Annotated in this window: 11 protein-coding genes and 1 pseudogene; 4 read left to right on the top strand and 8 right to left on the bottom strand. The window is 43.8% G+C overall.

Annotated features, from left to right (window positions below):
- Positions 1-16: 16 nt before the first annotated feature.
- Positions 17-739: a peptide ABC transporter permease gene (locus NYE49_RS20580; protein WP_047183477.1), complete on the top strand. Its 723-nt coding sequence runs from the start codon at positions 17-19 to the stop codon at positions 737-739.
- A 130-nt stretch (positions 740-869) separates the two neighbouring features.
- Here NYE49_RS20580 and NYE49_RS20575 read toward each other — a convergent pair whose 3' ends face one another.
- Both NYE49_RS20575 and NYE49_RS20570 read right to left on the bottom strand, forming a co-directional pair.
- Positions 870-1,028, bottom strand: a complete 159-nt coding sequence (locus tag NYE49_RS20575; protein WP_047183476.1) for a hypothetical protein — start codon at positions 1,026-1,028, stop codon at positions 870-872.
- Positions 1,029-1,056: 28 nt separating this feature from the next.
- The gene (locus NYE49_RS20570) at positions 1,057-1,767 is read right to left on the bottom strand and encodes a GntR family transcriptional regulator (protein WP_047183475.1); all 711 of its coding nucleotides are present in this window, start codon (positions 1,765-1,767) and stop codon (positions 1,057-1,059) included.
- 155 nt (positions 1,768-1,922) lie between these two features.
- On the opposite strand from NYE49_RS20570, the pseudogene NYE49_RS20565 reads away from it, so the two are divergent.
- From NYE49_RS20565 to NYE49_RS20555, 3 genes and pseudogenes are all read left to right on the top strand, one after another.
- Positions 1,923-2,328 (top strand): annotated as a pseudogene (locus tag NYE49_RS20565) (PTS glucose transporter subunit IIA).
- Between the two features lie 13 nt (positions 2,329-2,341).
- Positions 2,342-3,781, top strand: a complete 1,440-nt coding sequence (bglA, locus tag NYE49_RS20560; RefSeq protein ID WP_047183474.1) for a 6-phospho-beta-glucosidase BglA — start codon at positions 2,342-2,344, stop codon at positions 3,779-3,781.
- A 289-nt stretch (positions 3,782-4,070) separates the two neighbouring features.
- Entirely contained in the window at positions 4,071-5,423 is a 1,353-nt protein-coding gene (locus NYE49_RS20555; RefSeq protein WP_047183473.1) for a polysaccharide pyruvyl transferase family protein, read from the top strand.
- Between the two features lie 109 nt (positions 5,424-5,532).
- On the opposite strand, the gene ahpF is transcribed toward NYE49_RS20555, so the two are convergent.
- The 6 genes from ahpF to gntR all read right to left on the bottom strand — a co-directional run bounded on the left by ahpF (position 5,533) and on the right by gntR (position 13,175).
- Positions 5,533-7,062, bottom strand: coding sequence for an alkyl hydroperoxide reductase subunit F (ahpF, locus tag NYE49_RS20550; RefSeq protein WP_038428098.1), 1,530 nt, complete (start codon positions 7,060-7,062; stop codon positions 5,533-5,535).
- A gap of 13 nt (positions 7,063-7,075) precedes the next feature.
- Positions 7,076-7,639 (bottom strand): alkyl hydroperoxide reductase subunit C, encoded by a 564-nt coding sequence (ahpC, locus tag NYE49_RS20545; RefSeq protein ID WP_003243686.1) that lies wholly within the window; start codon positions 7,637-7,639, stop codon positions 7,076-7,078.
- 466 nt (positions 7,640-8,105) lie between these two features.
- A complete protein-coding gene (gnd, locus tag NYE49_RS20540; protein WP_015715037.1) occupies positions 8,106-9,512 on the bottom strand; it encodes a decarboxylating NADP(+)-dependent phosphogluconate dehydrogenase in 1,407 nt (468 codons plus the stop codon).
- A gap of 22 nt (positions 9,513-9,534) precedes the next feature.
- Positions 9,535-10,881 carry a gluconate permease GntP gene (gntP, locus tag NYE49_RS20535; RefSeq protein WP_024571486.1) on the bottom strand — a complete coding sequence of 449 codons (1,347 nt, stop codon included), beginning with the start codon at positions 10,879-10,881 and terminating at the stop codon, positions 9,535-9,537.
- A 28-nt stretch (positions 10,882-10,909) separates the two neighbouring features.
- A complete protein-coding gene (gene gntK, locus NYE49_RS20530; RefSeq protein WP_015483939.1) occupies positions 10,910-12,451 on the bottom strand; it encodes a gluconokinase in 1,542 nt (513 codons plus the stop codon).
- On the bottom strand, positions 12,444-13,175 hold the full coding sequence (gene gntR / locus NYE49_RS20525; RefSeq protein WP_015715035.1) for a gluconate operon transcriptional repressor GntR: 732 nt from the start codon (positions 13,173-13,175) through the stop codon (positions 12,444-12,446). Before gntR ends, gntK begins: the two co-directional genes overlap by 8 nt.
- Positions 13,176-13,198: the final 23 nt, after the last annotated feature.

The following is a 13,198-nucleotide window of genomic DNA, read 5'->3' as shown; positions in this document are numbered from 1 at the left end:
ACAGTGGGGGCTTGAGATGAAATTAGAGTTTAAAAAGAGTATTAGCAACAAAGTTATCATTATTTTAGGAGCAATGTTTGTATTTTTATTTTTGCTGGGTTATTTTTTACTTGTTGGAATCGATAAAGTCAGCAATGTTACACCTGAAATGTTTTTCTTTAGCTCCTATACTGTTGCGACCCAGTTTGGTTTGATGTTGTTTTCATTTGTTATAGCTTTCTTTATTAATAGAGAGTATTCAAATAAAAATATTCTCTTTTACAAATTAATTGGAGAGAACATCTATACTTTCTTTTATAAAAAGATAGCTGTTTTATTTTTAGAATGTTTTGCATTTATAACGCTAGGCCTGCTAATCATATCGTTGATGTACCATGATTTTTCGCATTTTGCATTATTACTTTTTTTATTTTCTGCAGTTATACTGCAGTATATTCTAATTATCGGAACTATAAGCATATTATGTCCTAATATATTAATTAGTATAGGTGTCAGTATCGTTTATTGGATGACTTCTGTTATCTTAGTAGCTATAAGCAATAAAACGTTTGGTTTCATTGCTCCTTTTGAGGCAGGTAACACTATGTATCCCCGAATAGAAAGAGTGCTGCAATCTGATAACATGACACTTGGGAGTAATGATGTTTTATTTATTATTTTGTATTTAGTTTCAATCATTATCATAAATGCGATTATACTTCGCTTTTCTAAAACTAGATGGATCAAAATGGGCATTTAATAGAGGAAGCTACTTCACAATGAAGTAGCTTTTTATGTGCACCTATATATCATTAACATCAAGATTAATGCATGTGACTGGCTGAGATTGTTAATGGAAGGATGTTTTTCTGTTTGCATCGCCCAAACTATTATTGTTTTTCGTTCACCATCTTGATAAAGAGGAAAAAGATAATGAATACGATAAAGTAGTTCATTGGATTCTTAACGATGCTCATCTCTAGTGAAATCTGTAAGAGTATCCAGAGCGCAAAGATGGCTAGAATTGCAGGGATAATGATTTTGTACATGTCGACCACCTTCCGTAGTGAAGCAGCCCTATAATAAAAAACTATTAGCCTGTACGACAAACTGCGACTGCTCATAATTATACGAAATCTTCGAGTAATCAAACGGCTGCCCATTTGTCAGGTGAAAAATACTTTCTATATACAGCTTCGGCAGTCCAGCCTCTAATCCCAAATATTCCGCTTCCTCCTCATTAAGCTGGTCCACGTGCAGAAACAAATCAGAAAAACCAATCTTCAACCCCAGTCCTTCCCGGATGTAATGGAAGATGGAGTGGGAGACGATTTCGTTGTTTAAATACGTCACGATCGATTTGTTGTAGTAAGACTCTTCGTAGCAAAGGGTCTGGCCGTTGATGTAGCGGACCCTTTTGACATAGTAGATGTCTTCGTTTATTTCGATGTTCAGATTTTCCGCCGCTTCCGGTGTTGGCTTTCTCACGTCCAGTTCGATGACTTTTGAGGTGACGTTGAAATCCTCGAGATCTTTTTTAAATCCCTGATTCGACAGAAGGCTGATATAGCCTTTTCGTTTATGTTTTCTGACAAAAATGCCGCTTCCTCTGACTTGAAAGATCGCGCCTTTTTGCTCTAATAGCTCGAGGGACTTTGTGATGGTGCTTTTGCTGACTTCAAACTGGGCCATGAGGGTTTCTAGGACTGGCAGTTTGTCTCCCTGCTGAAGCTGGTGTTCTTCTATATATGTTTCAATTTCCGCTGCGATTTGCTGGTATTTTAACATACGCATTCCTCATTTATTCGTTTAGTTTCACTGCCAAAATTATAGCATAAACCGCTTACAATGATAGTTAGTGCGTAAATATTTTGTTTCGGTATTGATATATTATACCGGTACAATTATAATGAAAGCGCAACCAAAACGAAGGGGTGGGTGAAATGTCGGGGAAAGTGAGAGATTATACGAGACTAGCAAAAGACATTTTAGAGGCCGTAGGCGGGGAAGAGAATGTGATTGGGGCTTCTCGCTGCGCTACCAGACTTCGATTGGTGCTGAAGCGGTCTACCCCTAAAGCGAAGGATATCGTGAAATCGATGCTACCATCCCGGCGTCATTACGGTTGTCATGGTGGCGCCTACAAAGCCTGCGTTCAGCGTCCGGCGTCGAATTGCTTGCGCACATCGGGCTGGATAGAGTGACATTAGACGGCACGTCTTTTTCCTTGAAGGTAAAAGAAGGCGATACCGTCAAAAAAGGCGAAGTGCTTGTTGAGTTTGATAAGCTTTCATTGAAGAGATTGAAGAAAGTGCATTACATCAAAAAATATTTACAGTCGTAAGCTGAGGAGGAATTTAACATGGGAAACATGCCGAAGGATTTTTTATGGGGCGGTGCTTTAGCTGCCCACCAATTTGAAGGCGGATGGAATCAAGGCGGTAAAGGGCCGAGTGTCGTCGATGTGATGACAGCGGGTGCGCACGGCGTACCGAGAAAAATCACTGACACGATTGAAGAAAACGAATTTTATCCAAACCATGAAGCCATTGATTTTTATCACAGATACAAGGAAGATATCGCTTTGTTTGCGGAAATGGGATTAAAATGTCTGCGGACGTCCATCGGCTGGAGCCGGATTTTTCCGAAAGGCGATGAGACTGAACCGAACGAAGCGGGTTTGCAGTTTTATGATGATGTGTTTGATGAATTGCTGAAGCATGGGATCGAGCCAGTCATTACGCTGTCTCACTTTGAAATGCCGCTGCACCTGGCAAGAGAATATGGCGGCTTCAGAAACCGGAAAGTCGTGGACTTCTTCGTCAACTTTGCAGAGGCCTGCTTTACCCGTTACAAAGAGAAAGTGAAGTACTGGATGACATTTAACGAGATCAACAACCAAATGGATGTGAATAATCCGTTGTTCCTATGGACGAATTCAGGTGTTGTGGTCGAAGAAAATGAAAACGCCAAGGAGGTCATGTATCAAACAGCGCACCATGAATTAGTGGCGAGCGCATTAGCAGTGGCAAAAGGAAAAGACATCAATCCAGAGTTCAAAATCGGGGCTATGGTATCACACGTGCCGATTTATCCTTTCTCCTCCAATCCTGAAGATGTGATGCTGGCTGAAGAAGAAATGAGGCAGCGCTATTTCTTCCCTGATGTACAGGTTCGCGGTTATTATCCAAGCTACGCGTTGAAGGAATTTGAACGCGAAGGCTACAACATCACATTCGAAGAAGGCGATGATGAGATTTTAAGAAACGGAACCGTTGATTACTTAGGCTTCAGCTATTACATGTCAACAACTGTGAAAAGTGATGTGAAAAATGATAACACTGGCGATATTGTAAATGGCGGCTTGCCGAATGGTGTCGAAAATCCGTACATCACTTCGAGTGACTGGGGATGGGCGATTGATCCAACCGGGCTGAGATATACATTAAATCGTTTTTATGACCGATACCAAATCCCGTTATTCATCGTTGAAAATGGCTTTGGCGCAGTGGATACGCTGGAGGAGGACGGAAAGGTTCATGATCCGGAACGCATTCAATATTTAAAATCGCATATTGAAGCATTGGAAAAAGCGGTCACGTACGACGGTGTTGATTTAATTGGCTACACGCCGTGGGGCATTATTGATATTGTCTCCTTTACAACTGGCGAAATGAAAAAACGCTACGGCATGATCTATGTTGATCGTGACAATGAAGGAAACGGATCCATGAAACGATATAAGAAAGACTCCTTTGAGTGGTACAAAAATGTCATTCAAACGAATGGCGAGGAACTATAAGAAGCTGGCCCGAATCGAGCACATTTACCGTAGTGCCTGGTTCGGGTTTTTGGCATGACCAGACCCGATATCCAGTAATGGGAATAGATTACTAGCGCTGATTGTTATGTTATGATTTCACCTGTAAGATCCTTTTTTGTATAATTTAATATTAGAACGGAAGAAAGGGAGAGCGTTTGTGAGTAAAAAGGGATGAAAGCGGGTGTCCGGCTGAAGATTTTAAGATCATGATAGAGTTCCCTAAGCAAATCTCCTGACAAAAATTTGGCGAGGAAGGGGCAACATCACATTGAAAAACATTTTAATAAGAGCTGGCATATCACCATTTGATACATTTAATGCAGCTGAAATGATTGTTCGTAACTCCATTGGCGGCAATGTAGGAAACCTAGTATATGCCTACAGTGTGTTTCGCACGCTGATGACAGAAGGAACGACGATTACTCCTGATTATTATCGGATTAATCCAGCGGATGCTGAACAAATTAATAAAAATTATGATATGTATATTATTCCGCTGGCAGATGCATTCCGCGAGGATTTCGTGCCTTCTTTACGGAAATATACCCAATTAATTAAGAAACTAACCATTCCGGTTGTTGTGATTGGTGTTGGTTTGCGGGCTCCGTTTGAGCCAAAATTAAATGAAGGTTTTCCTTTTGATGAGGATGTAAAGGCGTTTGTAAGTGCTGTGCTGGAGAGATCAAATATGATCGGTGTCCGCGGTGAAATTACAGCGAAATACCTTTCCAGATTAGGCTTCCGTGAAGGCATTGACCATACGGTGATTGGGTGTCCTTCTATGTATGCGTTTGGCAGAGAACTGAAGATAAGAGAAACCAATATCACACCAGAATCAATGGTGACGGTTAACTCATCAAGGCTGTCTCCAAAGCATGTGCTGGACTTCATTACGAGAAGCATGAAAGAGTTCCCGAATCATTACTTTATCCCGCAATGGCGAAAAGAAATGATTCTGACATATGCGGGTGCGCCTGCGCTAGCGAAGCCTGCTGATAATTATCCGGTCAGCATGGAAGACCCGGCTTATCAGAATGATAGAGTTCGATTCTTTTTAAATGTACCGACTTGGCTGGATTTCCTGAAAAAAGCCGATTTGAGCTTTGGCGCAAGGCTGCATGGAAATATCGCAGCGACGATTGCCGGTACACCGAGCCTGTTGCTTCCGAAAGATGCCAGAATGCGTGAATTAGCTGAGTACCATCAATTAACGCATGTCATGGCAAATGAGATAACCGATCGGACAAAACTGTCAGAATTAATTGAAACACTTGATTTTCATCAGCCTGAGAAACGGCAAGCGCAAAACTTTGACCATTTCATCAGCTTCTTGAATCAAAATGAATTAGACCATATTTATAAAGAGAAAGCGATTCCTGATACCGTTCCTTTTGACGAAAAACTATCTAACACGAAGCTTCTTCCGCCTGTGACTACAGTTAGCGGCTGCAGTTCCACAGAAACAGCGAAACGCTGGGAAGCGCTGATGGCATTAGAAAATGCCAAAAAGGAAAAAACCATTAAAGATCTGAAAAAAAAGGTCAAAAAGTATCAGGGCACGTTAAATAGAAAATCAGTGCGTATCGCTTTAAAAACAGCAAATATGCTGAGTGTGAAGTGACCATTCACTAACATTACAACTATATTACAGTTGTATAAAACTTGCAATATTTTTGGAATAAAAAAGAAAGCCGCAATGCTGCCAATCTGGCAATTGCGGCTTTCTTATATCAGTTACGGATTAGGTAATCAAACGCGCCGAGGGCGGCAGTTGCACCTGATCCCATAGAAATAATAATTTGGTTGTACGCACTGTCTGTGCAGTCGCCGGCAGCAAATAAGCCTGGTACGCTTGTCGCGCCGTGTTTGTCGACAATGATTTCGCCGATGCGGTTGCGTTCAACCGTTCCTTCTAACCATTCTGTGTTTGGCACGAGACCGATTTGGACGAATACACCTTGAAGTTCAACGTGTTTTTCTTCGCCTGTTTCGCGGTCTACATATGTGATGCCGTTAACACTCTGATCACCTGTGATTTCTTTTGTTTGTGCGTTTTTCACGACAGTAACGTTAGGCAGGCTGTAGAGACGTTTTTGCAGGACTTCGTCTGCTTTCAGTTCCGGCGCGAATTCTAGCACAGTAACGTGATTGACAATACCTGCAAGATCAATCGCTGCTTCGATACCAGAGTTTCCGCCGCCGATTACCGCAACGTCTTTGCCTTCAAACAATGGCCCATCACAGTGCGGGCAGTATGCGACACCTTTGTTTTTGAACTCTTGTTCACCAGGTACGTTGACATTGCGCCAGCGTGCACCTGTTGAAAGGATCACTGTTTTACTTTTCAGGACAGCGCCGTTTTCGAGTTCAAGTTCGAACAGATCTTTTTTCTCAAGGCGTTTCGCACGCTGAAGGTTCATGACATCAATATCATATTCCTTCACATGCTCTTCAAGACTTGCCGCTAACTTCGGTCCTTCCGTCGCTTTGACGCTGATGAAGTTTTCGATGCTCATGGTGTCGAGAACCTGTCCGCCGAAGCGCTCAGCGACAACACCAGTGCGGATGCCTTTACGTGCAGTGTAGATCGCTGCACTTGCACCAGCAGGTCCGCCTCCGACCACAAGAACGTCAAACGGCTCTTTGTCAGCAAATTCAGATGCATCTGTACCGCTGCCCATTTTCGCTAGAATTTCTTCAAGCGTCATACGGCCGCTTCCGAAGGATTCGCCATTCAGGTAAACGGTCGGCACTGCCATGATGTTTTTGCTTTCAACTTCTGCTTTGTATGCTGCACCGTCAATCATCGTGTGCGTAATGTTCGGATTCAGCACGCTCATCATGTTTAAAGCTTGTACAACATCAGGACAGTTGTGGCATGTCAGGCTGATATAAGATTCGAAGTGGTATTCACCGCTGATCTTCTTCACCTGATCAATGACTTTTTGGTCCACCTTAGGCGGTCTGCCGCTCACTTGGAGCAACGCCAACACTAATGATGTGAATTCGTGGCCCAGAGGGATACCAGCGAAAGTTACGCCAGTGTCTTCTCCGACACGATTGACACTGAAGCTTGGCGTTCTGTTTAATTCAGCTTTTTCAACTGAAATTTTCGATGACATGGAAGCCAGCTCATCAACGAGAGCCAGCATGTCCTTAGAAGTGTCATCTTCGCCTGCGCTAACTTTGAGAACAATGTCATTCTCAATTAGCTGCATATATTGATTTAATTGTGCTTTGATGTTTGCATCAAGTACCAATTGAATGCACTCCTTAGATTTTACCTACTAGATCAAGGCTAGGTGTAAGAGTTTCGCCGCCTTCTTCCCATTTAGCCGGGCAAACTTCACCTGGGTTTTGACGAACGTATTGAGCTGCTTTTACTTTGTTTACAAGGTTGCTTGCGTCACGGCCGATACCGCCTGCATTGATTTCAACAGTTTGGATAACGCCATCTGGATCGATGATGAATGTTCCGCGGTCAGCAAGGCCAGTTTCTTCGTCAAGAACATCGAAGTTGCGAGAGATCGTTTGAGATGGGTCACCGATCATTGCGTAAGTGATTTTGCTGATTTTTTCAGAGCTGTCATGCCAGCCTTTGTGTACGAAGTGAGTATCTGTAGAAACAGAGTATACTTCAACACCTAATTCTTTAAGAGCAGCATATTGTTCTTGAAGATCTTCAAGCTCAGTTGGGCATACGAAAGAGAAATCTGCTGGGTAGAAGCAGAATACGCTCCATTGGCCTTTCAAATCTTCGTTTGTTACATCGATGAATTCACCGTTTTTGAATGCTTTTGCTTCGAATGGAAGTACTTCTTTACCGATTAAAGACATAATGTATATTCCTCCTAAAAATGTATTAGAAAGCATATTCGCTTTCAATAATAATTCTAATTATATATGAATTATTAATTAATATATATTTTTTGTCAAGCCATAACCTACTTTTTTTCATCTTACTAAAGGTGTGACAGGTAGGATTTATGCATTTCTTTTATAACAAATGAGAGGCTGATTCTCAATTAGACAAGGTTTTCAGGGACTTTTGTAAATCAGAATGACAGGCCGTTTTGGCATTTGAACATTTTATGACACCATGGACAAGGGGCAAAGGACAATGGCCAAAAGCAGAATAGAACGGAACAGCAAGCTGCTGTCACATGATGATCTTGGGGATTGTTTCTAGCTATTATTGTATCACTGTTTATGATATTTAAAACATAACTTATGTCTTCTGTTGTTTGGGATAGAAGAAAAAAACACGGTTCAGTTGAAAACTAACCGTGTTTTTGATGACAGGTTATTCAGACCAATTCGTATGGAAAACGCCGTCCATATCAGTCCGTTCGTACGTGTGAGCGCCAAAGTAATCGCGCTGCGCCTGCAAGAGGTTCGCATTGGAACGCCCTGTGCGGTAGCCGTCGTAATAAGAGAGCGCGGTAGTTAAGCATGGGAAAGAGATTCCGGTGCTGATACCCTCGCAAACGACTTTTCGCAGGCCTGTTTGATAGGCATGGAGCTTATCTGTGAAATAAGGCGCGATCAGCAGGTTTGCCAGATTTGGCTGCTCACTGAATGCTTCGCTGATCACGTTTAGGAAATCAGCGCGGATGATGCAGCCGCCTCGGAAAATCAAGGCAATGTCTTTGAGCGGCAGATTCCAGCCGTAAAGCTCAGATGACATCTTATATTGGGCAAAGCCTTGTGCATAGGCGCATACTTTCCCCATGTAAAGAGCCTGTCTGACGTATTCAATCCAGGTGTCTTTATCCAAGTGTTTTTCTTCGGATTCTGGGCCTGCTAATACGTCTTGAGCTGCCATCCGTTCTTCTTTTAAGGATGACAAGTAGCGGGCGAACAAGGACTCTGTGATGATCGTGGACGGGATGCCGTTATCAATCGCCTGCATGCTTGTCCATTTCCCAGTGCCTTTTTGTCCAGTTTTATCAAGGATGACATCGATCAGAGGCTGCCCTGTTTTTTCGTCTTTTTTGCGTAAAATCTCAGCTGTAATCTCTATTAAATAGCTTTTCAGCTCACCTTGATTCCATGTTTCAAAAATAGATGCAATTTCATCTAGCGGCAGACGAAGCGTTTCTCTTAGAAACGTATACGCTTCTGCAATCAGCTGCATGTCTGCATATTCAATGCCGTTGTGCACCATCTTTGTAAAGTGCCCTGCCCCTTTTGGTCCGATATAGACACAGCAAGGGTCATCTCCGACTTGAGCTGCGATTTTCGTCAGGATAGGAGCGGCTTTCTCATAGACGTCGCGATCTCCGCCCGGCATGATGGAAGGCCCTGTTAATGCACCGACTTCACCGCCGGAAATGCCGACTCCCAGGTAGCCGATCCCTTTTTCCTTCAGCTCGTCATATCTTCTTTCTGTGTCTTCATAGTGGGAGTTTCCTCCGTCCATGATGACGTCGCCTTCTTCAAGCAAAGGCTTTAATGATTGGATGACGGAATCTACGGGTTTTCCCGCTGTGACCATCAAAAAGATTTTTCTTGGTTTTTCTAACGATTGAACAAAGTCCTCAAGCTCGTAATACGGGCTGAGAGATTGTCCATCCAGCTTTTGGACAAGCTGGTCCGTTAAATCTCTGGTGTAATTATAGACAGCGACGTTTTCACCTTTATTTGCCATGTTTAAGGCGATGTTGCTTCCCATTACGCCTAAGCCTATGACACCAATCGTATTGAACATGTGTTACAGCTCCTTCTTAATTTCATACAACTAAACTTAACAATAAAATGAATCCCAGTCCAGCAACGGAAATAATGGTTTCCAGCAAAGTCCATGTGGCAAATGTTTCTTTCATGCTTAATCCGAAGTATTCCTTGAACATCCAGAAGCCGGCGTCATTGACGTGTGAAGCGATGACACTTCCGGCGCCTGTTGCGAGCACGACTAACGCCAAGTTAACATCAGAATGGCCCAATAACGGGATGACCAGACCTGTTGTGCTTAGTGCGGCAACAGTCGCTGATCCTAGAGAAATGCGCAGGATCGCCGCGATGAGCCATGCCAGAATGATTGGCGATAAAGCCGTTTCTTTGAATAAGTCTGCTACGTAATCGCCGACACCGCCGTTGATCAGCACTTGTTTGAAGGCGCCGCCTCCTCCGATGATCAAAAGCATCATGCCGATTTGTGAAATGGCAGTTGAACAAGAATCCATCACGGTTTTGACTGGAATGTTGCGCTTGATGCCCATTGTATAGACTGCGACCAATAACGAAATAATCATAGCAGTCGATGCGTTTCCAATCAATCTGATAAAAGCCAAAACTCCGTTATCTGCAAACCCGATTGTTTCTTGAAGCAGGTCGATAATGGTCGCGACCGACATGATGATAATCGGGAGCATTGCAGTAAAGACACTGATTCCAAAGCCGGGTGTTTCTTCAAGGTTAAACGTTTTTTGTGTGCCGAGTGATGCAATATTGCCGTTTTTCGCAAATGATGCAGGAACGATTTTTTTCGCGAACTTTGTAAATAACGGCCCTGCGATGAGCACTGTCGGAACAGCAACGATAAAGCCATACAGCAGCACTTCTCCAATGTTTGCGCCATACTCACCGGCGATCGCCGTAGGTCCCGGGTGCGGCGGCAGGAAACCGTGTGTGACGGATAGTGCCGCGACCATCGGGATTCCGAGAAATAAAATAGAAATCTTCAATTCTCTTGAAATCGCAAAGACAATCGGAATTAATAGAACCAGTCCTACTTCAAAAAATAACGCAATCCCAATAATGAATGAGGCAATGACAACGGCCCATTGAATATTTTTCTCACCGAATTTGTTGACGAGCGTCATCGCAATGCGCTGTGCGCCTCCTGAATCCGCGATCAGCTTGCCCAGCATCGCACCGAGTCCGAAGATGAGCGCGATGTGGCCAAGAGTCCCCCCTATTCCTGCTTCGATGGAGCTGACAACTTTATCGAACGGCATCCCGAGTGCCAGTGCCACGCCGAACGATACGACCAGCAGGGAAATAAATGTGTTTAATTTTAAGCCCATAATCAGAAATAGTAATGCTAAGATCCCAAGTGCAACGATGATTAACGGCATGGTAATGCCCTCCCCTTCATGTCATGTACTATTTGTGTGTGATTAAGCCCCTCTGATAATCTGCAATTTGTGTATATTGATTTTCTAATAATCTTGATAGATTGATGAAAATCGGCATTAATGTTCTGTATTCCTTGGCTGAGTCTTCGATCGGCGTATGTCTGTATGTGCTGCCGATCATGTCGGACACGGCGTCGAAAGAGTCAATTTTTCCTGTTGCATACAGGCCTAAAATGCAGGCGCCGAGACATGAGCTTTCGTAGCTTTCCGGAACGACTACCTCTGATTCGAAGATATCCGACATCATTTGGCGCCAAACCTCCGACCTTGCAAATCCCCCTGTCGCTTGGATGCGGGTTACCGGGCCATCCATGCATTCAGTTAACGCCAAGAACACCGTGTACAGGTTGTAAATGACGCCTTCCAATGCCGCGCGTATCATATGCTCTTTCTTATGCGACATGGTCAGGCCGAAAAATGAGCCGCGTACATCCGGATTCCACAACGGAGCGCGTTCTCCGGCGAGATATGGGTGGAACAGCAGACCGTCAGAACCGGGTCTGACGCGTTGGGCAATTTTCGTCAGCACGTCATATGGATCAATGCCCAGCCGTGTCGCTGTTTCGATTTCGGAGGAGGCAAACTCGTCTCTGATCCAGCGAAGGACGATGCCCCCATTGTTCACAGGTCCCCCAATAACCCAATGCTTGTCCGTCAAGGCATAGCAGAAAATTCTCCCTTTTTCATCGGTTTGCGGCTTGTCAATAATCGTCCGGATGGCACCGCTTGTTCCGATGGTGACGGCGATTTCGCCCTTTTTAATGGCGTTGACGCCGAGGTTGGACAGCACGCCGTCGCTGGCCCCGATGACAAAAGGCGTTTCCGGATCGATTCCCATTTGGATCGCTATTTCCGGGCTGCAGTGCTGAAAGATCTGGGTTGTCGGCACGAGTTTGGATAAGTGATCCGGCGTGATGCCTGCGATGCGCAGTGCCTCTTCGTCCCAATCCAAGCCTTTCAGGTTCATCATGCCTGTCGCTGATGCCAATGAGTAATCGATGACATACTCATTGAACAGCTGTTTAAAAATGTATTCTTTGATGCCGATATATTTTTTTGCCTTGGAAGCGATTTCTTTCCTTTCATTCGTGATCCAGGCAATTTTACTTAACGGTGCCATCGGATGAATCGGTGTTCCCGTCCGTTTGTACACCTCATGTCCGTTCAATTCCTCTTTGATCTTATGCGCCCAGCCTTCACTACGGTTGTCGGCCCATGTGATGCATGGCGTCAGCGGCTTGTCATTTTCGTCGATTGCAATGACGCTGTGCATGGCGCTGCTGAACGAAATGAATGAGATTTGTTTTTCGGGATGCTGTTTTGTAATTCTCGCTGTTGTATGGATGACTGCCTGAAATATCTCTTCCGGATTTTGTTCAGCTGTTGAGATGTCCGGTGTATAGAGCGGGTAGCCGATGCTTTCTTTCTGTACCACATCTCCGTTTTCACTGAACAGCACAGCTTTTGTGCTTGTCGTGCCGATATCGATTCCTAACATATAACTAGTCATTGTTGTATTCAGCTCCTTTTGCCAGCATTTGTTGTGAGAGCCATAGGTCTTCTACCTTATCCTGCACATCATCAAAGTTTTGGTGAAGAGACTGAATCATCAGCACCCTATCCTTTGTTTTGATGGCTTGAATATAAAGCTCGTGGTTATCTAAAATCCTTGTGAAGTCTTCATACTTTTCCTTTAACCGTACCCGCATCGATAAAAGAATAAAGCTTTCCATGACGGGTTTTAGATTGTTCCAGATCATCTGAATGTATGAATGATCAATCGCTCGGATAATGGTTTCATGGAACAGCACATCTTGAAATGAAAATTCGTCAGCATCCTCATATTTGATTGAGACTTTCATCATTTCAAGAATTTTGCTGAGATCCTTAACTAAAGGCTCAATGTCTATTTTGACAAGCCGTTCAAAGACAAATGTTTCTAATAGTAACCGCACATCATAAATTTCCGCGATTTTCTTCTCAGTTAAACCAATTACGACCGCTCCCATTCGTTCTAAGCGGATGATTTTTTCGGATGCGAGTATTTTTAGCGCTTCGCGAACCGGCGAACGGCTTACTGAAAACTCGGCGGCGATTGTATTTTCTGATAAAATGGTACCGCTTTCAATCAGGCCTGAAACGATCCGCATTCTCAGCTCGTATGCGACACGAACTCCGGTTGACGCTTTTGAGAGCCATTTTGCGGGATACAACAGGTCTTTGGAGTCTAGCATACACTCACCTTCCTCACTCAAGA

This window comes from Bacillus sp. FSL L8-0358 (genome assembly GCF_038593095.1).
GTDB lineage: Bacteria > Bacillota > Bacilli > Bacillales > Bacillaceae > Bacillus > Bacillus subtilis.
This window is presented reverse-complemented; position numbering and strand designations above follow the sequence as displayed.

Coding starts and splice junctions, on each gene's coding strand:
- NYE49_RS20570 (WP_047183475.1), bottom strand. CDS start 1,767: ATGTTAAAATACCAGCAAATCGCAGCGGAAATTGAAACATATATAGAA.
- bglA (WP_047183474.1), top strand. CDS start 2,342: ATGGGAAACATGCCGAAGGATTTTTTATGGGGCGGTGCTTTAGCTGCC.
- gntR (WP_015715035.1), bottom strand. CDS start 13,175: ATGCTAGACTCCAAAGACCTGTTGTATCCCGCAAAATGGCTCTCAAAA.
- NYE49_RS20575 (WP_047183476.1), bottom strand. CDS start 1,028: ATGTACAAAATCATTATCCCTGCAATTCTAGCCATCTTTGCGCTCTGG.
- ahpC (WP_003243686.1), bottom strand. CDS start 7,639: ATGTCTTTAATCGGTAAAGAAGTACTTCCATTCGAAGCAAAAGCATTC.
- gntK (WP_015483939.1), bottom strand. CDS start 12,451: ATGACTAGTTATATGTTAGGAATCGATATCGGCACGACAAGCACAAAA.
- gntP (WP_024571486.1), bottom strand. CDS start 10,881: ATGCCGTTAATCATCGTTGCACTTGGGATCTTAGCATTACTATTTCTG.
- gnd (WP_015715037.1), bottom strand. CDS start 9,512: ATGTTCAATACGATTGGTGTCATAGGCTTAGGCGTAATGGGAAGCAAC.
- NYE49_RS20580 (WP_047183477.1), top strand. CDS start 17: ATGAAATTAGAGTTTAAAAAGAGTATTAGCAACAAAGTTATCATTATT.